11 protein-coding genes, 2 pseudogenes and 1 riboswitch are annotated in these 24,316 nt (G+C 70.3%); of the genes and pseudogenes, 6 read left to right on the top strand and 7 right to left on the bottom strand.

All coding sequences use genetic code 11. The features are described 5' to 3' along the window. Window positions 1-4,711: 4,711 nt before the first annotated feature. On the top strand, window positions 4,712-6,049 hold the full coding sequence (locus tag ABD946_RS30070) for a lipase family protein (RefSeq protein WP_345288709.1): 1,338 nt from the start codon (window positions 4,712-4,714) through the stop codon (window positions 6,047-6,049). Between the two features lie 134 nt (window positions 6,050-6,183). On the opposite strand, the pseudogene ABD946_RS30065 reads toward ABD946_RS30070, so the two are convergent. The 4 genes and pseudogenes from ABD946_RS30065 to ABD946_RS30050 form a co-directional block, all read right to left on the bottom strand. Continuing rightward, window positions 6,184-6,804: pseudogene (locus ABD946_RS30065) on the bottom strand (alpha/beta fold hydrolase); the annotation flags it as partial. Window positions 6,805-7,053: 249 nt separating this feature from the next. Next, window positions 7,054-8,103, bottom strand: coding sequence for a beta family protein (locus ABD946_RS30060; protein ID WP_345288708.1), 1,050 nt, complete (start codon window positions 8,101-8,103; stop codon window positions 7,054-7,056). Between the two features lie 154 nt (window positions 8,104-8,257). Continuing rightward, entirely contained in the window at window positions 8,258-13,813 is a 5,556-nt protein-coding gene (locus ABD946_RS30055) for a DUF4011 domain-containing protein (RefSeq protein WP_345288707.1), read from the bottom strand. Between the two features lie 114 nt (window positions 13,814-13,927). Then, window positions 13,928-15,763, bottom strand: coding sequence for a cholesterol oxidase substrate-binding domain-containing protein (locus tag ABD946_RS30050; RefSeq protein WP_345288706.1), 1,836 nt, complete (start codon window positions 15,761-15,763; stop codon window positions 13,928-13,930). A 120-nt stretch (window positions 15,764-15,883) separates the two neighbouring features. Then, window positions 15,884-16,026: riboswitch (SAM riboswitch) on the top strand. 193 nt (window positions 16,027-16,219) lie between these two features. Here ABD946_RS30050 and ABD946_RS30045 point away from each other — a divergent pair. Continuing rightward, window positions 16,220-16,933, top strand: coding sequence for an IclR family transcriptional regulator (locus ABD946_RS30045; protein WP_345288705.1), 714 nt, complete (start codon window positions 16,220-16,222; stop codon window positions 16,931-16,933). Between the two features lie 67 nt (window positions 16,934-17,000). Here the strand turns inward: ABD946_RS30045 and ABD946_RS30040 are convergent, their stop codons facing one another. Continuing rightward, on the bottom strand, window positions 17,001-17,921 hold the full coding sequence (locus tag ABD946_RS30040) for a phytoene/squalene synthase family protein (protein ID WP_345288704.1): 921 nt from the start codon (window positions 17,919-17,921) through the stop codon (window positions 17,001-17,003). Window positions 17,922-18,052: 131 nt separating this feature from the next. On the opposite strand from ABD946_RS30040, the gene ABD946_RS30035 reads away from it, so the two are divergent. From ABD946_RS30035 to ABD946_RS30025, 3 genes and pseudogenes are all read left to right on the top strand, one after another. Further along, on the top strand, window positions 18,053-18,904 hold the full coding sequence (locus ABD946_RS30035) for a peptidoglycan DD-metalloendopeptidase family protein (protein ID WP_345288703.1): 852 nt from the start codon (window positions 18,053-18,055) through the stop codon (window positions 18,902-18,904). A gap of 165 nt (window positions 18,905-19,069) precedes the next feature. After that, window positions 19,070-19,783, top strand: a pseudogene (locus tag ABD946_RS30030) (FHA domain-containing protein); the annotation flags it as partial. 161 nt (window positions 19,784-19,944) lie between these two features. Further along, window positions 19,945-21,300: a serine/threonine-protein kinase gene (locus ABD946_RS30025; protein ID WP_345288702.1), complete on the top strand. Its 1,356-nt coding sequence runs from the start codon at window positions 19,945-19,947 to the stop codon at window positions 21,298-21,300. Window positions 21,301-21,349: 49 nt separating this feature from the next. Here ABD946_RS30025 and ABD946_RS30020 read toward each other — a convergent pair whose 3' ends face one another. Further along, the gene (locus ABD946_RS30020) at window positions 21,350-22,366 is read right to left on the bottom strand and encodes a hypothetical protein (RefSeq protein WP_345288701.1); all 1,017 of its coding nucleotides are present in this window, start codon (window positions 22,364-22,366) and stop codon (window positions 21,350-21,352) included. Window positions 22,367-22,538: 172 nt separating this feature from the next. Between ABD946_RS30020 and ABD946_RS30015 the strand changes: the two genes are divergently transcribed. Beyond that, complete coding sequence (locus ABD946_RS30015) at window positions 22,539-22,988, top strand: hypothetical protein (protein ID WP_345288700.1); 450 nt, start codon at window positions 22,539-22,541, stop codon at window positions 22,986-22,988. A gap of 163 nt (window positions 22,989-23,151) precedes the next feature. Here ABD946_RS30015 and ABD946_RS30010 read toward each other — a convergent pair. Next, window positions 23,152-24,316: methyltransferase (locus tag ABD946_RS30010; protein WP_345288699.1), on the bottom strand; the 1,165-nt coding region annotated here is incomplete at its 5' end.

Genomic DNA, 24,316 nt, shown 5'->3' with positions numbered 1-24,316 from the left:
CCGCCTCGTGATCGTACGGCGCCTCCGTTGTCTTCTGCCGGAGGCCGGCTGTCCTTTGATGCGTTCAGCTAGGGGGTAATCCGTGTCTTCCTTTCGTAGAACTCCTGCTCTGGCGGGCCGTTCCCGGTGATCACTTCGACCTTGGTTCAACCCGATCCCGGCCAGTGTATCGCGCCGGAGGGGGAGCAAAACGAAACTGGGAAGAAGCCGGTCCTACATCGCGTACCATTGGTCCATAGCGCAGAAACTGACCTCCCCCGGTGCGTTGGACTTCCGGGCTATCTTCACACCGTAGCACAGGCGCCGCCGGGCGGTCATGTTGCCCGGATCGCTGTGTTCGTGTACATAGAGCCGACGGCTCCGCGAAGGTGCTTGACTCGTGCGGACCTGTCTACTGGGCGGGCTGACGCGTTGAGAGCAGAGGTGCTGCTCTGACGGGTCGCCACACAAGTCTTGCGTCAGTCGACCCTCGCGTCTGCGTTCTGCACCGTTCCTCAAGCGGGCAACGGAAAACTGCCGGTAACTCAGAGGGGACTCTCTCTCGGTGGTAAGCCTGGCCCAGCGCCTGATGCCGGCTCGAGTTCCCCAGGGAGGAAACTCCGCTCTGTGTACCGGCCCGCCCCGGCGGGTGTCGGACTGCAGCGTGACCGAGCCCGGTACAAGCCTGGGAGCCCCATCGGGCTCCACGTCGGTGCCCCGAGCTGCCATGGCGGAGGGATTGTGCGAATGTAGGACCGAGATAGGGTGGTGGGGATTCTGGCCGGCACGCGGAAACCCCTGCTGCTCACGGTGTCGCTTGTTGCTGGGTAACTGAAAGGCCTGGCCGGCCAGCGTGCCCCTTGCCTAGCTCGTCGCCTGTTCCGTGGACGATGTGCTGGCAGCGGGGGGGGGGTGATTGGCGGTATCGCGACCCGCGCTGCTTTTGGGTGCTAGGGAACTGCTGACCTGTACCTCGTATCACAGTGTGGGCGCGCGACGTACTTGACAGTCTCGTTTCGCCTTGGAGGCATCCTTCTTCTGCCATGCCGAGCCACCATATGGTTTGGTGCTCAGACATGGTGCCTGGCACAGCGGCTGCTTCTTTTGCTGGCGGTTAGCCGAGGTCACTACTTGGCGTGACGCGTGGGCGATCCCGATGGGTGGGTCGAACGAAGACGTCGAGGGTGTTTTCGTGTACACATTAGTTTGGGTTGGCTTACCCCTTGGGGGTCAGTGGAGGCTCCAGCATACGCCCTGACGTCGCCCTTGGTCGCGGTCAGTCCGCATTCCCAGCGTGTTGGTCCTGTTGAGCGGTCCCGGTGTTGGTGGATCACACTCGTGGGACGCTGCGGCTTGTCTTGTTTGGTTGTTCAGTTCGGTTTGATTGCCAGGTAAGTGGCTCTGACTCCCTCATTCTGTCTCTCATCGGGGTTTCCAAGGTGGCCGGTGCTGGTGGTTAGCGGTTGGGCGGTCCGGCCTGCTAAGTTCCTTTGGCTCGTGGGGGGGTCGACCTGGTCTGAGGGCCGTGGCTTGGAGTGTACGCGGCGTGCACGGGGGACACCTCGCTGAGGGCTGGTCTGGCCCGTGGCTCCGCTGCGGGCGTCGCTTGTCCCCCTTCTCTTTCGCATGTATTTGCTTTTGGAAGCAGGTATAGCTTTTGCAGGACATACCACATGTCGGGGCTGGAACGTTCTTTTAAAGCGGGGGTCGTATGGGATACCTCTATCTAGTGTGTCATGCCAAGGGTTGGGGGGGGCGGCGGTGCCTGGCGACCTGTGCGCGTCTCGAAACCTATCCCGTTGTCATAGTCTGCCTCGCTCTGTTTTTAGTACTGTGACCGTAGGCGAATTAGTGTTAGCCTCTTCTTACTGGCTAACCTTGCTTGCTTTTCGAGCGGTCTGTCCGGTGTGGGGGTTACGAAATGCCCTCTTCTCGGATTCTTTACTGGTTGTTACTGTCTTGTCTCATTGCACTGCTACTCCTTCCTCAGCGTGTGAGGCGTCATCGCCAGTGTTCGTGGGGCCGTGGACTCACTTTGCTGGGCGGTGGACCTCATAACCACTTTGTACCTTTCCGAAACTGTCTGGGCCAATTGACTCCATAGACTTGATCGCGGATTCTTACGGATATGTATCTCAATTATCTTCGAGGGTCGTATTTTCAGTGACCTGTCCTCCCTACTGGACCCTTCGCGATGGCTGCGTTACGTTACGTGTACTCTATCTTCTTACTTCGTGTATCTGTCTTAGATCTCTAATCATCGTGCGTTCCCTTGCCCTACTCTCTCACCGTTTATCCTCTTTCTATTGTCTGATGCTCTTCGATAAACTTTTGACTTTCGTGCATACTACTACTTCTTCTCTCTTTCCTCTCGATCTCTACAACACTGCTGTTCCCTGCTTATTACCCCTCTCCCGCATGGTATTTCGCACCTTCCCATATCTCTGTCCTGCGATTACTGACCGTGCCGTGCACGATGCCAGACTTGGTACCTACTGGGTTGGTGTCGTATACTCTAGTACGTGGCACTCTGCTCTGGTTAAATGTACATACTTGTCGTATTTTCGGTGCTGGTTTGTCCTCCCTGGGGAATTTCTCTCTAAGTCTACTTGTAACGCGCTTATCCTACGTAAATGCTTCTATCGTCTGACAACTTAAAAGTAACATATGCCATGTTCATTTAGCTAGTAGCACCTCTTGGCTTACGGTCTCTGTGGTGTGCTGACTAGCCAACGTAGTGATACTGTTTATTCTCCTTCCTTCTAACTGCCGCTGTCGTTAACTCTCCGTGTCGCTCGCCTGCGGGTGTGGTGGTGTCCTGGGGGGTACCGGTACTGTCGCATCTTTTGCTAACTTCAGACATGGGAACATTGTATTTCTGGGTCTGGGCCGTTACCCACTACATGTAAACTCTTGCTCCTTGGCGGGAGTGGAATCTGCCCATATTCAGAGGGCTGACGACGAATTGCTGGACCGTCGAGTTCTACGCTGCTGGTGACCGAGTCTAATTCCGGGCTCATCGTCTCGCCCTTCGAGTAAAGTATGTACAAACTCGCACCTTAATGCATTGTTGCTGGGTGACTGCGAGTTGTCTCTTCTGTGGTTGATCCATTACTACTCCATTAGTAACTCTTTGTAACTACTAGGGAGGGCCTCGTATGCTTTAATATCCGCCGATCTGATCGCACTCGTGCCTCTTCGCCGGTCCGAACTGCGGGGTCGCAGTTTCGCGTTTCTTGATTTCGTTGCTCGTATGGCTTCGCATAGTACGTGCATATCTCACCTGTACCTTTTTGCGGGCGGTAGGCTTTCGTCGTTTCGTGTCTTCTGCTCTTCGTTCCGTGCCCCTAATCGTTGGTTGCCTCGTTAACGGTGCATAACTTATTCTTACGTCTACTACTCCTGGCACACTCTTCATGGCTCGCTATCGTTCTGTGTTTTTCTTCGTGCCCCCCCTATGGGAATTGTCCGAAGGTAGCCCACATCTCTTCGTGACTAGGGGATCTGCCTATGGTACAAATCGCCATGGCTACCGTTCCGCCGTCCATGGCTTCGTCTTAGCCCGGCTCTCTGGTTAACTTGGACTCCGTGTCTTCGCACTTCCCTTGCGGGGTGTCTGACACGCTGCGCTTCCCTTTCCTTCTTCTCGTTGTATTCTTCAACTCCGGGTTCCTAAGCTTACTCTGTTTGTCTTACCAGGGTCGAAAGTGGGGCCGGGCATCCTGGAGACAGCAGCTACCTGCCGGCGACCTGTTCGTCATCGCCAAGCATTGAGGGTATCGCGGGGGGGCCTGGCCATCTCGCATTAGGGGGGGCACGGTGAAACCGGCGCCCTGGGGGCCGGGACGACCGATGGGGGGGGGGGCGGGCAGCTCTACCCTGCATCGCTCTGCGGAGTATTACTCTCCAAGGGAAGCAGCCGTATGCGTCAAGCGTACCATCGCCCTCAATCGTCCCCCCGTTCACTGGAATCCCTCCACGGCCCGAAACGGAGGCGGTCTGTCGGGGCGAGCGAGACACGGACGGTCCGGCCTCACGCGAGAGGAAAGGTGTCGCTGCGCGGCCGGTATTGTGTCTAGTTGGAGGGGCCCCCGTACCCCCGGGTCCGAACTCTGACAGGCGTCCCTCCCCTCGGGAATGGTGGTACCGATCGGGTGGCGAGCGTCGCTGGAGAATCCGATGGGGGGTGACTGCGGTGCTTCGTGAGGACCTTGTGGGTCTCTTTCCGTACCAAGTCGGAGTTTATAGCCGTCCTTGCCTAAGCTCTCCCTTTGCGCCTGTCTCTTTTAATCTCCCTCTTTTCCTCGCGCCCTCCGGCTCGACAAGTGCGTTCTCTCATCCGTCGCATGGAAGAACTTCATGGTCTTTTTATGGCCTCGGTCTGTCCGTATCAGTTGCTGAGGCGCGTCCCCGTCGGAGTGCCTGTCCCTGCAGCGGCCGGTGCGAGTGCCGCCGCGGCGGCCCGGAGCCGTTCGTGGACGGGAGTGCCGCCGAGCCGTGGCACCGTCTCGTGGGGCGTCGGGTCGGACACGGGGCTGGACACGGTCACAAACCACCTCGCGAATCTCTGGTGCACGGCCCGGGGACACTCCGCCGTGCCGCCGCCATCATGTTTCCGGGACGTCACTTACCCGTTGGTAACACGTTCACCGGTGTACCACCCGACGTCTGCGGACCCCGACCGCACCGTCCACCGGACCCTCACACCCACCCACCCCACGGGGGACCCCACATGCGCAAGCACACCTCCCGGCTGCTCGCCGTCGCCGTCACCGCCGCCCTGGCCGCAACGCCCTTGGCAGCCACCGCGGTTCCCGCCTCGGCCGCCACCGCCTCCGCCTCGGCCGACTCCTTCTACGCCTACGACGGCAGCGCGCCGCTGGCCTCCTTCGAGCCGGGCGCCGTCCTGAAGACCAGGACCCTGACCTACCACCTCGTGGGCCTGCCCACGCCGGTGCGGGCGATCCAGCTGCTCTACCGCACCACCGACGCCCAGGGCCGCCCCGCCGCCAACGTCACCACCGTCGTGCGCAGCCTGACCGGTGACTCCACCAAGGCGGTCTCCTACCAGTCCTTCTACGACTCGCTCGACCCCGCCGACAGCCCGTCCCGCGCGATCGCCGGCGACCTGAGCCTCGGCGGGCTGATCCCGAACGCCGAATCGCTGTTCCTGATCCCGGCCCTGACGCAGGGTTACAACATCGTCATCCCGGACACCGAGGGGCAGAGCGCCGACTTCGCGGCCGGCCCGGAGTACGGGACCAACACCCTGGACTCGATCCGCGCCGCCGTCAGGTCCGGGGCCACCGGCATGAACGCCGACACCCGCTTCGGCCTGCTCGGCTACTCCGGCGGCGCCATCGCCACCAACTGGGCGGCCGCGCTGGCCCCGTCCTACGCACCGGACGTCAACGCCAAGCTGGTCGGCTTCTCCGAGGGCGGCCTGCTGGTGGCCCCGGCCCACAACCTCAAGTACGTCGACGGCTCGCTGGCCTGGAGCGGTGTCATCCCGATGGCGGTGATCGGCGTCTCCCGCTCCTTCGGCATCGACCTCAAGCCCTACCTCAGCGACTACGGCCTCTCGGTGTACCGGCAGTTGGAGGACGGCTCGATCATCGACGCCGTGGGCCACTACCCCGGGCTGACCTGGAAGAAGATGGCCAAGCCGCAGTACGCCGACCCCAACTCGGTGCCCGCCTTCGTCGACGCGGTCAACCGGGTCAACCTCGGCTCGGCCCCCACCCCGACCGTCCCCGGCCAGATCGCCCAGGGCAACGGCGGCGTCCTGGAAGGCACCTTCGCCAGCCCCGCCGGCATCGGCACCGGCGACGGCGTCATGGTCGCCGGGGACGTCCGCGCGCTCGCCCGCCAGTACTGCGCCACCGGCAACGGCGCGATCACCTACCAGCAGTACAACCTGCTCAGCCACCTCGGCGCCGCCGTCGCCTGGGCCCCCACCGCCTTCGTCTGGATGAACGACCGCTTCGCCAACCGCCCCGCCCCCAGCGACTGCGGCCACATCCCGGCCGGCAACGACCTCACCCCGGAGCGCGCCGTCCCGGCCTCCTGACGGGAGCTCAGCCGCCCGCCTGCCCGCCCGTCCGCGCCGGGCGGTCCGCGGTCGCCAGGCGGTGGAGCAGCTCGACGGTCTCCTCCCGGTGCGAGGCGAAGGCTCCGTGGTCGCTGCGCCATGTGACGGTGTGCGTCGCGCGGGCGGCGAAGCGGCGCTGCAGCTCCGGGTGCACGGCCCGGTCCTCGGAGCACAGCACGTAGGTGCTGGGGCCGCTCGCGCCAGGCGGCGCGGCCGGTCGGCTGGAGGCCGGCCGCCATCACCTGGGGGACCAGCCGGGCGGTGTGACGGGCGCGCTCCTCCTCGCTCAGCAGGGCGTGGAAGAGGGCGCCCGCCGCCTCCGGGTCGATCGTGGTGGTGCCGGCGCGGTCGCCGACCATGGCCGACGCCAGACCGGTCGGCGGCGCGCCGGCCAACAGCCCGAGGGCGGTCTCGCCCTGATCGGGCATCATCGCGGCCAGGTACACCAGGTGGCCGATCCGCTCCGGGGCGAGGCCGGTGATCACGGCCCCGCCGTACGAGTGGCCGCACACGACGGCGGGGCCCTCCCCGGGCAGTCCGTCCAGCGCCGCCTCGGCCGCGGCGACGTCGCCCGCCAGCGAGCCGCGGTGCAGCTCGGCGACGGCCACCGGAACGCCGCGGGCCCGCAGCCCGGCGGCGACGCCGTCCCAGGCGTGCCCGGTGTGCCAGGCGCCGTGCACCAGCAGCGCGCCACGGGACGGCTCGGCGGCGGGGGTGGAGAAGGAAGGGTTCATGACGGGCCTCTCGGTGCTCGTGGATCCATGGCCGCAGGGCCGCACCGCGTGTCAGTGCGGCGGCCCTGCTCCCATGAGAGTCACCGGCCCGGCAAAAGGATTCGGGCCTTCCCTCGGTACGGCACCGTTGGCGACGGCTTCATCGAGCCGGCCCAGGCGTTTCGGTCCGCTCAGCCGCACCGTGGGCGGCTTCCCCGTCACGGAGCCGACCGCGGTGCGGAGCTGACGCTCCGTCGCCATCTCGCAGGCTCACGGAACCCCGTGCACCGCGACCGAGCGGGCTACCGCGGCGAGGTGGTGCGAGGTACCCCAGGCCCGCCATTCACGGGCGCCGCCCGGGCGGGTGGTGAGTCCGCTGGCGCGGTGCTGGATCTGGGCGTCGCCCCAGGGCAACTCCGTGCCCTGCTGGGGGTCCCAGTACCGGGAGTCGGCGAGTTGGCGGCAGAGCCGGAGGGCGTCGTGCGCGGCGTGGCCCGCGGCGCGGAGCACGTACCAGTCGGCCCCGACGGTGTAGCGGAGGTTCGGGCGGCCGCGCCACCCATGGTTCGGCGGCTGCGGGTGGACGATGCCGTAGTCGCCGAAGTCAGGGACGGGGGAGCGGCACCCGCGCTGGACGACCGCCCTCCACAGGTCCGCCTCGTGGCGGTGGACCGTGGCGATCAGGTGGGGTTCCATCGCCGCCAACGAGGCCGGGAAGCTGCCCCCCGCGAGCGCGATGTGACGCCAGGGCATCGCCCCGGCCCACTCCAGGACGCCGAGCGCACGGTCGACCAGTCGGGCGGCTGCCTGCCGTGAGGGGAGGAAACCCGTGTCGAGAACCAGGTCGACACTCTCGGGCGCCAGCTCCACGGCGTCGAGCGTGTCATGCACGGCGGCGGTCAACTCTACCGGAGAGGTCGGCAGTTCACCCAGGTCGAGGCGCAGGCAACCGCCCTGCCCGTGGGTCCGTTGCACTTCCCTGATCTCGTCGAGCGCGCCGGCCGGCTCGGTGATCCGGAAGGCCGGTACCAACCGGTGCAGCCACTGCTCCAGGTACTCGCCGATCCAGGCCATCGCGTGCCCGGGGAACCCGGTGCCGACGGCACCGCGCTGCCACAGCTGCCCGCAGTCGACCGTGACCACGAGGTCCTTGGGAAGGTCCTCGGCCAACTGACGGGCGAAGGTCTGCACGGCGTCGGCCAGCCGCTCGTCCGGGACCACCTCCAACACCGGCCGGATGCCGCTCCGCACCTCGGGACTGGTGTGACGCAGCGCCAGCAACTCGCCCGCCTTGCCACGCAGGATCGGTACGTACTTCATCGGCGTCCCCCACCCGTAGACCCTGATCCAGCCCACCACACACCCCTGTCCTGGGCAGTGTGCGACGGAGTCCATGGCTCCACCAGGGCGAGATCCGGACTTCAGGGCGGCCGAGCGGGTGGCGGCGGGTGCCCGTCACCACCCGCTCGGCCGGTCAGTCGCGCACCTTGTGGATGTGGACGAGATGGCGCCGTCCGTTCTCCTCGTACTCGAAGGAGCCGCCGGCCGACCGGTTGCCGAGGGCCTTGCCGAGGGCGGTGAACGGGCTCAGGTGATCGGTCTCCTCCTCGAAGGGCCGTCGCGAGGTGATCTCGTACTCGAGGGCCTCGTCGTCGCCGTCGAACTGCAGGGTCACCAGGCGGCCAGGGCTGACGACGTCGGCCGCGGCTGAGCGGTCACCGGTCAGGTAGGCCCTCAGGACCGTGGCACGGGCCTCCAGGTCCGAGCGGTTCTCCCGGTCACGCCGGAGCTGGTCCGCCCGTGCCCGGGGCCCGGAGCGGTGGTCGGTCGACGTGGGCTCGGCCAGTGCGGCCCGGATCTGGGTCAGCTCGTGGGTGATCCGCTGCCTGGCCGGTGCTGACAACTCCTCAAGGCGAGGCGAGGGAGCGGGAGCCGTCACGACCTGCGGGGTGACCTGCTCGGGGACGGCCTGCGTGCGGACGGAAGGGGCCACTCGCTCGGGCGCCTCCTCCACGGCGTGGAACGCCTCGTGCCGTGGAGCCGGAGGGCCGGCCCAGCGCTCGACGGCCTCCTTGAGGCGCGCTTCGGCGCCCGGCCGGTTGCGGTACCAGTCGGTGCCCCAGATCCGGTGCAGCGTCCAGCCCAGCCCGGTGAGGACCGACTCGCGGAGGCGGTCCCGGTCCCGGGCCGTCTTGGAGGAGTGGTACATCGCCCCGTCGCACTCGATGCCGAGCGCGTACCGCCCAGGCCTCCGGGGGTCGCGGATGCCCAGGTCGATCCGGTACCCGGCGACGCCGACCTGAGGGCTGACGGAGTAGCCCCAGCTCCGCAGCACCTCCAGCACCGAATCCTCGAAGGGGCTGTCGGTCGTGGCCTCGTCCGTCTCGCGTTCCTGGGCGAGGACGGCCGGACCGTGCTTCGCGTACTTCAGGTACCGGGCGAAGTAGCGGGAACTCTCGCTTCCGGACTCGGGGAGCTCATCGGGATCGAACGAGGCGACCACCTCGACCCGGTAACGGGCGCGGGTCACCGCGACGTTCAGTCGGCGCCAGCCTCCTGCCCGGATCATCGGCCCGAAGTTGCGGGAGATCTTGCCGTGCTCGTTCGGGCCGTAGCCGACCGACATGATGATGACGTCGCGTTCGTCGCCCTGGACCGTTTCGAGGTTCTTGACGAAGAAGCCGTCAAGACGGTCCTCGGAGAACTGGTCGTCGAGATCGGGCCGACTACGCCTCGCGTCGTCCACCGCGTCCCGGATGGCGTCCGCCTGGGCCTGGGAGAGGGCGATCACGCCGAGGGACCGGCCAGGGCGGGTGTCGAAGTGCTCGATCACCCGCCGCGCGACCTGTCGGGCCTCCAACGGATTGTTGCGCGCGGCGCCGGAGTGGTACCGCCCGTCCACCGCACGGATGAAGGCCACACCGACGTCGGGGCTGTCGGCCAGCGCACCGGGGAAGGTCGTCATCGACCCGTCGTAGAACTCGTGGTTGCTGAAGGCGATCAGGTGCTCGTGCCGACTCCGGTAGTGCCAACGCAGCGTCAGGTTCTTGAGCATCCCGCTCCCCTTGGCCAGGGTGAGGAGGGACTCGTAACTGGTCGGCTTGTCATCGGCCTCGCCCGGAGTCGCGTCGTCGTCCTCCTCGTCCTCACCCGCACTGAAGAAGGCTGTCGGGGGAAGCTGCTTCTCGTCACCCGCGACGATCAGGGAACGGCCGCGATAGACACAGTTGACCGCGTCCTGCGGCAGGACCTGGGAGGCCTCGTCGAAGATGACGACGTCGAACATGAAGTCCGGAGGGAGAAGTCGGCTGACCATCAGCGGGCTCATCATGAAGCACGGCTTGAGGCGCCGGACCGCGTTGTCGGCCTCACCGAGCAGTGTCCGCACCGGCTTGTGACGGGTCTTCTTGCGTCCCTCGGTGTTCAGCAGCCTGGTGCCCGTGTCCTGGAGCGCGGACGGGCGTCTGTCCTCGCAAGCGCGTGCGACCTGGGTCCGCGCACCCTCCAGCAGCAGCTGGTCGACCTTTCGGAACTCCGCCACCCGGTCGTCACGGTCCTGCGACCGGGTCCAGAGCAGTCGACCGTCGTTCTCGATGATGCGGTCCGCCCAGGCGCGGAGGACGGCCTTCTCGACCAAGGAGGCGAAGCTGCTCCGTGCCACCTCCACCTTGACCGCCCGGTTCACCAGGTCGCCGAGGTGGCAGGTGTCGAGGACGCGTCGGCCCCGGAGGAAGGCGGCCCACTCGTCCGGTCCACCGCGGTCGGCGTCGAGTTGGGCCAACAACGACTCGGCCGACGCCAAGTCCTTCGCCAGCAGGTCACGGAGCTGTTCCTGCCGTTCGGTGGTGAACAGCTCGGTCAGCCGCTCACGCGCGCCGGACCAGCCGTCGGCCGCCTGCTCCAACTCGGCGTCCCGCCGCGCGTGCTGCAGGGAATCGAGGCTCTCGGGCGGGAAGGCCTGGGCGCCGACGAGGCCACCGGCCGTGCGCATGTCGGCGACCCAGGCGAGTGCCCTGCGGAGGGCGTCGGGGTCGGTGCTCCGGCCCTGGTAGAGCTCCCCGAGGAGTTGACGGTCCTGGACGGCGGGTGCCTTGAAGACCCTGTCCAGTTCGACGGCCTCGGTGACGAGGACCAGTGCGCCCAGTGCGTTGCGCAGCTGCCAGTCGTCGCGGGCAGAGGTGGCCCCGACGGCCTGGAGGACGTCTCGTGCCGCGTAGAGCAACGGCAGTTGATCCCGGCTCCACTGCGCCGCCGAGGACATGGCCTCGTCCTCGAGGGTGTACGGAGCGCCCACGATCGGCGGGGTGACCAGAGTCTGACGCCACCTGGTGAGGATCTCCGCCGCCTGTGTCGCGGCAGTCCGCGCCGCTTCACGTGGAGTGCCGCCGTGGGCCAGTTCGCCTCGCAGCGCCTCGGGGTCCGACACCTGCGGTGCGAGGTCCAGGATCTGACTCGACCGGTCGAGGAGGACGGCGGCCGCGTCGAAGTCGGTCTCCTCGCCGAGCCACAGGTGGGCGAGGGCCGGGCCTTCCTGTCCGGCCAGCTGCGCCAGGGCCAGGTGGGCCTTCTGCCAGGCGACCGCGTCGGGAAGGGCGGTGACGACGGCCTTGGAGCACTTTCCGTTGCCGGGAAGCAGAGTTCGCACGAGACGGCTGTCGGCCCGGCGTGCGGACGAGAACCTGCCCGACAGGGTCTGGTGCACGGTGGCGAAGCGCTGTGCGACCTGCTCCAGTGACTCCTCGGTCAGGACGCCTTCGGTGAAGACCTGCTGGGCCTTCGTCCGGGCGGCCCGGAGTGCGGTGACCGCCTCGGACAGGTGCCGGAGGGCCGCCCGGGCGGCGACGAGTCCATCGGACGAGAGCCAGCGCCCCGGCGGCTTGCTCTCCGGGGGCAGGGCGGAGAACTCGGCCAGCCGGGCGAGGCGCAGGGCATCCCGGCTGGTGACGGGGGCCGGGACCCCGTACATCCGGGCCGCGCCGGTGGAGAGTCGGTCAGCCCGGTCCAGGTCCTCGGCATCGGCGGACAGCCGTGCGATCAGCGCTACTGCCTGATCGGCCGTCAGCGTGGCCAGGTCCAGAGCGGGGGACAGGATGCCGGAGGAGATGGTCCAGTCGGTCGCCGCCGCCACGGCGGCGGCCTCGCTGAGCTCGCTCCAGCGCGGCCCGAGCGCCGTCGTGGCGCTCCGTTCGGCGACCTCGGCCCGGGTGTGCCGATCGACGAACGATTCGACAGTGGATCCGAGCACGGAGAACTCCAGGCCCAGCCAGGCGATCGGCAGGGCGGGCCGCCGTCCGCCGGTCCGCAGGACGTCCGCCAATCGATCGATGTCATGGAGTCCCTCCCACCCCATCGCATCGACCAGGTCCGAGTACGGTCCGAGAGCGCGACGGATGCCGTCGAGCTCTTCCAGAGCCCGGTCCAGTGCATCCAACTCGCCACGTGCTCCGGTCAGTTCGCGCCAGACGAAGGCATCGCCCTCGACTGCGGGCCGCCAGGCGCGGCTGATCCAGCCGGCCGCCTCGGTGACCTCGTGCAGCAGTTCCTCCGTCAGCTCGCCCGGGACGAAGGACGGGCCGGGGCGGAGGGAGTAGACGTCCTCCAGGAGGGATATGCGGCCCAGGACGGCGTGCAGCGATCGACCCAGGCCGACGCGGGGCTCGTTCATCGCTGCGGCGTAGCCCGACAGCTCCTCGCGGAGCCCCTTGGCGGTGGAGCGTTGGTTGGCACCGGCCCCGGGGAACGACCGTTGCGGGGCACCGAGAGCCCGTCCGAGTTCCTGGGCCACCTGCTTGCGGCCCATGGTGTTGCTGTGCAGGGCGAGGACGTAGTCGTCGAGGCCGACGTCCTTGAGCCGGTTCCGCACGACGTCGAGAGCTGCGGCCTTCTCGCTGACGAACAGGACCGTCCGCCCTCGGTCGAGCAGGCCGGCGATGATGTTGGTGATCGTCTGGCTCTTACCGGTCCCAGGAGGGCCGTCCATGATGAAGCTCCGGCCCTCGACGGCCGCGGCCACGCACTGGCGCTGCGACGAATCGGAGTCCAGGACCAGCGGTGCCTGCTCGGGAGGTTGGAGCTGGTCGATGCGATCGAGCGGCATCGGCTCGAAGTCGAAGGTGCTCGTGGCCAGGTCCGAAGCCCCACCCAGACCCACGGCCCGTACCAGGTGACTCTTCAGGATCCGTGCCCGGTTGTCCTTGAGGTCGCGGTACATGGCCTCCTTGCTGGAGTTGAAGGCGTCGAGCACCACGCGGTCGTGCACTGCCCAGCCCCTGCGTTCCGAGGCCTTCTGACGGGCCCGGTCCAGCAACGCGGGAACGTCTGCCAGGTCGACCTGGTCCGGGCTCGGCCAGTCGAGCCCGAGCTCCTCCATCTTGATAGCCAGGGCCGGGTTGAAGGCCAGGTCCTCGTCGGTGTTCAGCTCCAGCAGGTAGGAGTCCCCCTTCCACCGACGGAGCGTCACCGGTGCCAGGACCAGCGGGGACTGGACGCTGTCCGCGGAGGGCGACGGGAGCCACTCCAGGAAGCCGATGCCGAGGTGCAGCACCCACAGGCCGTAGTCGTTGAACTTCTCCTTCGCGACCGTCACCAGGCGACGGAGATGACGGTCCTGCTCGGCCTGGGTGGCCTTGGAGGTGACGAGCGAGAGCCGTTGAGCGGCCCGGCCGGTTCCACCGCGAGAGGCCGGAGTGTCGATCGGCCGACTGCCGGTGAGGGTCTCCACGGCGCGCGACGGCTTGTCGAGCTGGGCGGGAAGAAGCGACGGAGCGTCGACCGAATCGGAATCCGCTTCCCGGACCGGGGCGAACACGCACCCGGCGGGCAGCGAATCGAGGACCGCGGCCAGACCAGGGGCCGTGATGTCCATGCCCGCTTGTGTCTTCGTTCGACGGTAACTCACCAACCTGTTGCGGAAGCCGAGGTCGATGAGGGCCTTCTGCCAGTGATCGAGCAGTGCTTCCAGGGGATCGGCACCGCGTCGGTCGCCAGGACGTCGGTCTTCCAAACCGGACAACTCCGTTCCTACAACCACGGGAGCGCTGGGCGCGCTGCACGGAGCCTAGTGCGGCCTTGTGCGGGTGGTGGCGTTCGTGTCCGATCCGAAACCTGACACTCCGTCATGTGGGACGGAGCGTCAGGCGAGGGGTTAGTGGGTCCGCAGGAGGGCGTCCAGGAAGGGGTTGCCGAAGACGTGGTGGGGGTCGAGGCGGTCGAGGGTGGTGACGGCCTCGTTCCAGTCGGGGAAGGAGGCGGGGATGGTGGTGGTGAGGAGGGTGGGGTCGGACCAGGCGGCGGTGTCGGTGTAGGCCCAGCCCTTGGACCATTCGACCCGGAGGGTCGCGCGGGTGCCGTCGAAGAGGGCGAGCAGGGCCTGTTCGAGGTCGCGGCAGAAGCGGTGCAGGCCGGGGGTGCCGGGGAGGGTGAGGATGTCGAGCCAGAGGGCGGTGTCCCGGTCGGGGTGGGCGGGGTCGGGGCGCAGGGCGGAGAGCAGGGCGGGCCGCGCGCCGGGGATGCCGGTGGCGGAGGGGTCGTCCAGGCCGGTGACGCGGATCTCGACGGCGCCGTTGACGGGGTACTCGCCGCGTTGCTGGTACTCCGTCAGCAGGCGCTCGTAGGTGGTGGTGAAGGCGTTGACCGCCCACTGGAGGTCGGCCCGCCGCAGGTGGACCGCGTAGCCGTTGGCGGTGACCCGCAGGGTGGTGGGGCGGACGTACTGGAGGAGGGCCCGGGAGGGGCCCCAGAGGTCGGAGCGCAGGCCGTCGGCGAGCAGGTGGGTGAGGAGCTCGCCGGTGAGCAGGGAGCGCAGCAGGCCGCTGGAGAGCAGGACGTCGGTGAGGTCCCCGGTGAGGCCGATCTTGGTGATGAGGAACTGGAGCTGCCCGAAGACCGGGGCCAGTTCCGGCGCACCGGAGACCAGTTGGCCGGCCAGGTCGGCGACCGGCTTCGGGATGTTGTCGGAGAAGGGGTAGTTGTAGGGCTCGTCGACGCTGCGGGCGGCGAACGGCCGCCCGGGGGTGAGCCGCCAGGTCTTGAGCCAGGGGTGGGTGGTGAAGGCGTACCAGATCGCCTCGGCCCGGCCGTCCCGGTCGACGAAGGAGGCGAGGGTGCGGGCACCCGCGGTGCCCGGGGCGGCGAAGAGCTCGGTGGCCGGGACGTCGACCCGGCTGACGCAGCGCAGCGGACGGTCGGGCCCGACCCGGAGCACCGCCTCGGTGAGGAAGGCCCGGCCGAGCTGGACCAGCAGGGCGCCGGACTCGGCCTCGGTGCGGTCGTAGGTGCGGAGCGCGTAGCGGCCGGCGGTCCCGTCCCAGACCACGGCGGTGAGCGAGACCACCTGGTTGGAGAGCGAGCCGTAGCCGTGGCCGGCCGGGGCGGTCTCACCGGCCGCCGGGACGGCGGTGCCGTGGCCGCCGATCGCGAGCACGCCGCCGACGGTGAGGTCGCCGGGGGCCGGGCAGCCGGTGACGCCGAGGCCCTGCTCGGCGAGGCGGGCCAGCAGGTCCTCCATCGCGGCGCCGGTCTGCACCCGCACGGTCGGTGCGCCGGCCACCGTCGCCCCGGTGAGGGTGACGGCGGTGAGGTGGCGGGTGGTGTCGACCAGCAGGACGCGGGCGGTCGACGGGGTGCCGGGCGCGACGGTGAGCGGGGCCCAGCCGTGCCGGTGGCCCTGGGGGCGCAGCCGCCAGCCGGCGGCGCGGGCCCAGTCCGCGAGTTCGGCGACCTGCTCCGGGGTGGTCGGCTCGCAGACCCAGAGCGGGTCGGTGCGGACCTCCCCGGCCCAGTTCTCGAACACCCGCTGGTACGGGACCAGCCCTCCGGGGAGACCGGCGGGGGCGGCGCCGACGGCCTGCGCGCTGTCGGGCCCGACGGTGCCGCGCAGCAGCCAGGCCGCGCCGGCCGTGCCGAGGGCCGCGGCGAGCGTCTGACGGCGCGTCAGTCCCCGGTCGGTGTGCTGTGGTTGCCCTGCTCGTTGGTCTGTCACGCGGCGACGCTACCAATGTGGATCATCCGACGGGCCGGTTTCGGCCCGGGGCGGGGCGGTTCCGGACGAGGTGGGGGGAGGTTGGTCACGGCGCCGCCACGACTTGATATGGTTCCTCGCGAATCATCCAGAGGGGTGGAGGGACCGGCCCTACGAAGCCCCGGCAACTCCCCGTTCGACCCGGCGTCCGAAGTACGCGCCGTGCCGTGCGGGAGCAGTGCCAACTCCGGCCTGTCGCCATAGTGGCGCGGGGAAGATGAGGAGACACGGTGCTCTCTGTGCTGTCCTTCGCCCGGGCGCTACCCGCCCCGGCGCTTTCGCGTACCCGTTTCGTGTCCGGCGCAGGCATTCGGCCCACTTCTGCGGCCTTCCCTCGCTGACCACCCCCGGCTCCCCGCACGGAGCCCCCGCGGGCGGACCCACCCGCCGTCCGCGGTTCTGAGACGGAGTACACCCATGGAAACCATCAGCGGCGTCGGCGTCCTCGACAAGGTCACCTCGATCCTCGGCACCCTGGAGGCCGGCCCGACCACCCTGGCCGGGCTGGTCGCCGCCACCGGCCTGGCGCGGCCGACCGCCCACCGGCTGGCGGTCGCGCTGGAGCAGCACCGGCTGGTCGCCCGCGACATCGAGGGCCGGTTCACCCTCGGCGCCCGGATCGGCGAACTGTCGGCGGCGGCCGGTGAGGACCGCCTGCTGGCGGCGGCCGGGCCGGTGCTCGCGCACCTGCGCGACGTCACCGGGGAGAGCGCCCAGCTCTACCGGCGGCAGGGCGAGATGCGGATCTGCGTGGCCGCGGCGGAGCGGCTCTCCGGCCTGCGGGACACCGTCCCGGTCGGGGTCACCCTTCCGATGCGGGTCGGGGCCGCAGCCCAGATCCTGCTGGCCTGGGAGGAGCCGGAGCGGCTGCACCGGGGCCTGCAGGGCGCCAGCTTCACCGCGACCGCGCTGAGCGGGGTGCGGCGGCGGGGCTGGGCGCAGGCCGTCGGGGAGCGCGAGCTCGGGGTCGCGTCCGTCTCGGCGCCGGTGCGCGGCCCGTCCAACCGCGTGGTGGCGGCTGTCACGGTGTCCGGTCCGATCGAGCGGCTCAGCCGCCACCCCGGTGCCCGGCTGGCCCAAGCCGTGGTGGACGCCGCCGAACGCCTCACCGAGGCCGTCCGGCAGTCCTGAGCCCGGCCCGTCCTGACCTCTGGGATCGGCAGTCCTGAGCCGGGCAGCCGTGTGACCCGAGGAGTCGTCAGGGGTTCGCCCGGCGGACGCGCCGGGCCCGGAGGTACTCGCGTGTCAGCAGGCGGAGCGCGGCGCCCTTGGGCGGGCCGGCCGGGCGCCGGAGGAGGGCGGGGAGGTCGGCCCGGGCGGCGCGGGAGGTGAGCGCGTCCAGGCCGACCATGCAGCGGACCATCGGACGGTGTGCGGGCGGGGCGAGGTCGATCACGGCGCGGCCCTCGGCGAGGGTGCGGTCGGCGTGGTCGAGCTGAGCGGTGATCAGGGCCCGGACGGCCGGGAGGTCGGCGGCCCGTTCGAGGTCGGGGCGGGTGACGCCGTGCCGCTCCAGGGCCTCCTGGGGGAGTGTCAGCCGGCCGTCGGCCAGGTCCTCGGCGAGGTCGGCGACGAAGTCGATCCGCTGGGCGGCGTCCAGGTAGGTGCGGCAGGCGGCGCGGTAGTCGCTCTGGTCACCGTCCGGGCCGAGCAGGGTGGCGACGACCAGGAAGGCGGGCAGCGCGTAGGCGTCCAGGTAGGCCTGGTAGTCCGCCTCGGTGGCGAAGCCGGGGAAGTCGAGGTCGGCGAGGGCGCCGGCCAGGTGCTCCGGCACCAGCGTGCGCAGCGCGGGGTGGGCCTCGACGGTGTGCAGGAACGGGCGCAGCTCGGGCTGGTCGGTGGCCCCGGTGGCGAGGGCCCGCTCGACCTCGTGCTCCCACCGCGCGTACGCCGCCCGCCGTCCCTCCGGAGGGCCGCTGTCGAGCAGGGTGTCGGTGCGGTGCATGTAGGCGGTGGCGGCGATCACGTGCGGCACCAGACCTGCGGGGAGCAGCAGTTGGGCGGCCAGCGCCGCCTCGCGCCGGTACCGCGTGACCTGCCGCCGCTGACGGGTGTAGTCCTCCCGCAGCCCGGGGGCGGTGATCCCGGCCGCGTCCAACGCCCTCGTCCAGCCACTCATCCCGGGCCCGCCCCTCTCCTTGATCGTCTCCGCGAACCCTAACCGGACCCTCGGAGTTCCGAGGTGTCCGGGCGGCGCGGGGCCGGGGACGATGGGCCGGGGCGGCGCCGGCCGCTGGAGGAGGGTGGGGCGTGCGCAGGGTGTGGTGGGTGCTGCTGGCCTTGGCGGCGGCGTTGGTGACGGTGCCGGGGGTGGCGTCCGGGGTGGCGTCGGCGGAGCGGAGTGCGGAGCGTCCGGCGTTCCAACTCCCGTTCCCCTGCGGGTCGGTGTGGCAGTTGAACACCTGGGGCCATGACCCCGCGCTGGACATGGTGGTGGACGGGAACACCGGCTCGGACGGCCTTCCGGTGCTGGCCTCGGCGGCGGGCACGGTCTCCGCGACCTACCGGGACAACGGCTCCGGCAACACGATCCAGATCAACCACGGCGGCGGCTGGTTCACCGCCTACTACCACCTCAAGGACGCCCCGGACGCGTACGTGAAGAAGGGCGACCGGGTGGCCGTCGGTGCGGCCATCGGCCGGATCGGCACCTCGGGGGCCTCCAACTGGGCGCACCTGCACTACGAGCAGCGCTACCTCGCCAAGGGCGACTTCACCGACGAGCGCCACCGGGTGCCGTCCCTGCTGGACGGCGTGCGCTACTCGGGCCCGAACGCGAGCTGGACCGGCGTCGTCAGCCGCAACTGCGCGGGCGCCCCGCCCGCCTGGCAGGACTGCCCGAGCGGCTACGTCTGCTTCTACGACGGCCCGGACGGCACCGGTTCGGTCTGCCGCTCCGACTCCGACCAGCCGGTGAGCAGCTGCGGGTTCCGCCGCTCGTACTTCAACAACGGCTCGCCGCAGCCCGGTTACGACCACGTCCAGGTCTCCTTCCAGGGCGGTGGGGGGCTCTGCCTGCACCGCGGCTGGACCGAGGGCCGCGGCAGCCTGCCGGACGGCGGGAAGGTCGTCGAGGGCTTCGTCTGGCGCGGAGAGTGCTGAGAGTGGTGAGGCCGGTGAGAGCCGTAGGAGCAGTGAGAGCTGTGAGAGCGCCGGGACACCGGACGGAGTGCTGATCCGGTGACCGCTCCAGCGGTGATCGTTATCTGAACGATGTGTTCCGCTCGTTACCCTTCCTCCACCACCAGTGGGGAGGGGTATCGGCGCGTGTACAGCATCATCGTGGTTCCGGGGCCGGGGATGGAGCCGGAGGGGCAGTTGCGGCTCGCCCCCGGCGAGGGCGTCCGCTTCGGACGTGAGGGAGGGTCAGGAGACCTGGTCATCGGGCACGGTGGCGTCTCCAGAGTCGCCGGGGAGATCACCGCCGACGGGAGCCACTGGCTGCTCAGCAACCTCAGCCGCTCCGCCACCTACGTGGTGGAGAACCCGGAGGGCGCCGGCGAGCACCTCAAGGTCTCCCCGGGGCGGCTCGGCGCACCGGTGCCCTTCGAGTTCTCCCGCCTGGTCCTGCCGGCCGGGTCGGAGCTGGTCACCCTGGACGTCTGGGCGCCCCGGCACGACTACGCCGACCGCGACCTGCCGGCCTTCCCCGGGGGCGAGCCCACCCTGCTGGCGTTCCCCCTCGACCGCTCCAAGCGGTACTTCCTGGTGCTCGCGGCCCTGTGTGAAGCACGTCTGCGCACTTCGCCGCACGCCGCGCTCCCCACGGTCGACCAGGTGGTCGAGCGGCTGCGCCCGCTCTGGCCGGCCGCCAACCGGGCCGCCGTGCAGTGGAACATCGACTACCTCGCGGTGAAGCTGCGGATCAAGCCGGGCCCGGAGAGCTCCGACCCGGGCCCCCGGCTGGCGGGCAAGAAGGACTCGCTGGTCTCGCTGGCGCTCCGCTTCGACCTGGTGCGCGAGGACGACCTCGGTCTGTTGGACCTCGGCGGCGCGACCGCCCTGGGGCCGGCGGTGGCGGGGCGGGCGGCCTGTCCGACGGTGGCCCCGGAGGCGGTTGACCAGGAGCCGGTGGCCTGTCCGGCGGTGGCCTCGGAGTCCGTGGCCGTGGAGTCCGTGGCCGTGGAGCCGGGCGGGGCCCGGTGACCGGCCGTGGTGACGGGCCGTCGGACCACGTGGCCGTCCCGGCCGGCTACCGGATCGGGCCGTGGACGGTCGGCCGGCCGCTCGGCTGCGGCGCCTTCGGCACCGTCTACGCCGGCACGCGCACCGTTCCGGTGGCCGGGGTGCCCAGCCGGGCCGCCCTGAAGATCCTGCCGACCGGCACCCGCAGCCCCCGCCAGCTCGCCCACCTGCGCGAACTGGCCGAGCGGGAGGTGGAGTTGCTCCGCAAGGTACGGGCACCCCGGCTGATCCGGCTCTACGAGGTGCGGACGGTGGACGACTCCGCCCGGCCCGAGATCGACGGGGCGAGCGTGCTCGTCCTGGAGGAGGCGGAGCGCTCGCTGGACGACCTGCTCACCGCCGGCCCCGTCCCGCGCGGCGGACCCGCCCTGCTGGTCGACGTCTGCGCGGGCCTGGACCAGCTGCACCGGGCCGGCTGGGTGCACGGTGACCTCAAGCCCGGCAACGTGCTGCTGATGGCCGACGGCACCGCCCGCCTCGCCGACTTCAACGTGGCCGCCGAGCTGGAGGGCACCCACGCCTACGCCCCGGTCTTCGGCACCGCCGACTACACCGCGCCGGACCTGCTCTGGTGCGAGATCGGCGAACGCGGCCGCAAGGTCCGCCCGAGCGCCGACATCTGGGCCTTCGGCGTGCTGGCCCACCTGGTCCTCACCGGCGGCCACCCCCTGCCCGGAGGCACGCCCGGCGCCCGGCGCGACGCCGCCCTGCGGTACGCGCGGGGCGAGGAGGAGCTGCGCCTGTCGCCCGAACTGCCCGAGCAGTGGCGCCCCGTGCTCATGGACTGCCTGGCCCGCCGGCACGAGGACCGGGCCCCGCACACCGCCGCCTCGCTGCTGCGCCGGGTCGAGGCCGCCGCCGCCGGGCGCCGCGCCGCCTGGCGGCCGGGCCCCTTCCTGCGACGCCGCCGCGGACCGCTGCTGACGGTGCTGATCGCGACCGCCACCGCCACCCTCTCCGCCGGCCTGCCGGCGCTGCTGCCCAGCACCGGCTACGACCGCTGCGACCGAGGCACGGTCTGCTTCTTCACCGAGCCGGACGGCCAGGGCGACTACTGCGCCTGGGTGGACGGGGACGACGACTGGTCCACCGGGGAGACCGGCTGCGCCTGGGCCGCGCGGCGGCCGCCGCTCTCGGTCTTCAACAACGGACAGAACCTCTCCGAGGGGGCCACCAGGGTCGACGTGGAGTACTTCGCCGGCACGGGGTGGGAGCAGCGGATCGGCTGCCTGCCCAACGGCGAGCGGCGCAACCTCGCGGACGGGGACCGCCTGCCGCGCTCCCACCAGTGGATCAGGTCCTGCGCACCGTAGCGCGCCCGGGCGCCCGGGCGGGTCCGGGGACGCCTCAGGGGACGGGCCGTCACGTCCCGTTCCCCTCGCCGCCGTCCGGGTGCAGGCCGAACAGGCCGAGCACCGCCCCGGCCTGCGCCGGGTCGTCGGCCTCGACGGCGACCGGGCCGGTCACCCGGAGCCGGAGGTGGGCGAAGGCCGGGGCGAGGGCCGCCAGCGCGGCCGCGGGCTCGGGCGCGCCCACCCGCTCGCAGTGCCAGCGCTCGACCCGCAGTTCGCGCAGGGTGAGGCTCTCCAGCTGCGGCAGGAGCGGTGACCCGGCCAGGGCGGTGAGGGTGTCGAAGTCGTTCGAGTCGAACTCGACCCGGCCGAGGTCGAGCCGACGCAGGGCGGGGAGGTGCCCGGCGCCCAGCTCCTCGACCTGGTCGACCGAGCAGGCGACGCCGAACACGTCGCTCTCCAGGTCGACTTCGAAGGCGGTCAGCGCGGGGAGGCGGCCGGGGTGGAAGACGGATCCGTCCGAGAGCACGGCGCCGCGGGTACGGAGCCGGGTCAGGCTTTGGTGCTCCACCGCGTCCACCAGGAAGGCGCCTTCGAGCTCCAGGCTCCGCAGGGCCGGCAGGGCCTCCCAGGGCGCGGTCCGGACCAGACCGGTGCCGTGGTGCTCCAGGGGGTCCAGCCGGCGCCCCGTCGAGCTCTCGCCGTCCTCGAAGAGGTACTCGAACGCGTGGCCCAGGTAGAGGTGTTCGAGCCGGGGGAGGGGATGGCGGACCAGGGTGGCCGCGGCGCGTTCGGCGGAGTGGTGGTGGTCGGTGAGGTGGAGTTCGAGGGAGCGCAGCTGCCGTGCGGCCGGGTGCGCGAGCAGGGCCTCGATCAGGGCACCCTCCCACTGCTCCGGGTCGGCCGGGTCGGCCGTGGTGACACCGTCCGCGCTCATCCGGGCCACCAGGGGGCCACGGCGCGCGGCCGGGTCGGGGGCGAGGCGGAAGACGGCGGTCTCCCAGGCGCCGTCGGCCCCGGTGCACCGCCAGGAGCCGTCGGACAGGAGCAGTTCGGGGAGCTGTTCGGGGAGCTGAGCGTCCGTCACGTCGCCGTCGGGCACGGTGGTCTCCGGTTCATCGGTGGGGCGTCGGCGTTCGGGGGCCGATCCTGCCATCCGGGCGCCCGGGCGGGGGGACGACCCTAGGTGTTCCGAGGTACTGCGTCGGCGCGTGCCGGGACAGGCTGAGGCCCTCAACCGAACCAGAGGGGGAACCACCATGAACCTCAAGCGCTCCGTCGTCGGTCTGCTCGGTGCCGCGGCGCTGCTGCCGGCCCTGCTCGCCGGGGCCGGCTCGGCCCAGGCCGTGCAGGCCGCGCCCGCGGCGATCACGGCCGGCTCGCCGTCGGCGTCGGGGGTCACGCCGGACTACTACGGCTACGACCGGGACATGTTCAACATCCCCTGCAACTACGGCAGCCTCTGCGTCGCGGTGAACGACCCGGTCCGCCAGAAGTGGGCGGTCTTCCGCTTCGACCCGTGCCGCCTGTACAGCGTGTCGAACTGGGAGGGCACCGGATACCTCACCAACAACCAGACGCCCAACACCGTCTCGCGGTTCTACGGGGGCAGCGGCCAGCAGCTGTTCACCTCCACGGCTGGTTCGGGCTCCTCGACCCGCCAGCTCACGGTGAACTGGTCGCCCGTCTGGTCGCTGCGCAACTGCTGACGCGCCGCCATGCGGTCCGGCTCCGTACCACGGGGGCGGAGCCGGGCCGCCGCGTGCGCCCGACGGGCGGTCACCTGCCACGAGGACCACGGAAGGTGACCGACCGTCAGGCTCCACTCGGCCGTTACGGGCCGTTATGGGCCGCTACTGGCCGCTAGGGTCACTACGGCCGGTCGGGGCCGGCGGCCTGGGCCGGGACGGGTGCCCCGGCCCGGCGGGCGTGCAGGACCGTGGCGTCGAGCGGCAGCGGGGAGCTGCCGACCAGGGTCAGGCCCGCGTCGGCCAGCAGCCGGGCGTAGTGCTCGGCCCGGCGTTCCCGGCCGCCGACGTTGCACCGCATGTGCAGGTCCCACGCGGTGGCCAGCGAGGGCGAACCGTCGGCCGGGAGCACCCGTTCGACGATCAGCAGGTCCGCGTGGGCCGGCATGGCCGCCGCGCAGTGCCGCAGGATCTCCCGGCAGCGCTCGTCGTCCCAGTCATGCAGGATGCGCGACAGCAGGTAGACGTCCCCGCCCGGCGGCACGTCGGCGAAGTCGCCCGCCAGGTAGGTGCAGCGGTCACCGCACCCGGCCGCGTCCAGGGCCCGCCGGGCGGCCTCCACCGCGTGCGGGCGCTCCAGCAGGACGCCGCGCAGCCGGGGATGGGCGGTGAGCAGCCTGCCGAGCAGCTCGCCGTTGCCGCCCGCGACGTCCACCACGGTGCCGCCGGCCGCTGCGGTCACGGCCGGATGGGCCGTCAGCGGTTCGAACATCCGCGAACTCGCCGCCATGGAGAGGTCGAAGAGCTCGGCCAACTCCGATTGCCGGGCGAAGTGTTCGAAGTGGTTCTCCCCGTGGAGGTGGTCGAAGGCGACCCCGCCGGTCCGCACGGTGTGCCCGAGCTCCGCGAAGGAGCGGTAGAACGGCCCGCCGTACATCAGGGCGAGCGGCCGCATCGAGGACGGGGCGTCGCTGCGCAGCAGGGCACCGAGCGCGGTGAGCCGGTAGCCGTACCCGTCGGTCTCGACCACGTCCAGCATGGCGAGGTAGCGCAGCAGGGAGGCCAGCGCGTCGGGGTCGGCGCCGACCGTCCGGGCCAGGGCCGCCAGGCCGGTCGTCGTACCGGTGTCCAGTGCGTCGGGCAGCCGCAGTTCCGCCGAGACGGCCAGCGCCTGGGTGGTCCACGCCCCGGTGAGCAGCAGCAGGAGCGTTTCGGCGGGCCGGTCGGCCTGACGGCCGCTCAGGTGCCCCGCCAGCACGTCCGGGTGCTCGCCCGGGACGTACAGCTCCAGCCGCCGGTAGCCCGCCTTGGAGTCCGGGGGCACGGTGAAGTAGAGGACGGTGCCGTCC

This window comes from Kitasatospora albolonga, from assembly GCF_039535905.1.
Lineage (GTDB): Bacteria > Actinomycetota > Actinomycetes > Streptomycetales > Streptomycetaceae > Kitasatospora > Kitasatospora albolonga.
Note: the sequence above shows the minus strand (reverse complement) of the source record. Positions and strands in the feature narration are given on the sequence as shown.

What these genes read in the sequence shown, in the direction of transcription:
- ABD946_RS30045 (WP_345288705.1), top strand. Translation starts at nt 16,220, where the DNA reads ATGGAAACCATCAGCGGCGTCGGCGTCCTCGACAAGGTCACCTCGATC.
- ABD946_RS30070 (WP_345288709.1), top strand. Translation starts at nt 4,712, where the DNA reads ATGCGCAAGCACACCTCCCGGCTGCTCGCCGTCGCCGTCACCGCCGCC.
- ABD946_RS30040 (WP_345288704.1), bottom strand. Translation starts at nt 17,921, where the DNA reads ATGAGTGGCTGGACGAGGGCGTTGGACGCGGCCGGGATCACCGCCCCC.
- ABD946_RS30060 (WP_345288708.1), bottom strand. Translation starts at nt 8,103, where the DNA reads ATGAAGTACGTACCGATCCTGCGTGGCAAGGCGGGCGAGTTGCTGGCG.
- ABD946_RS30015 (WP_345288700.1), top strand. Translation starts at nt 22,539, where the DNA reads ATGAACCTCAAGCGCTCCGTCGTCGGTCTGCTCGGTGCCGCGGCGCTG.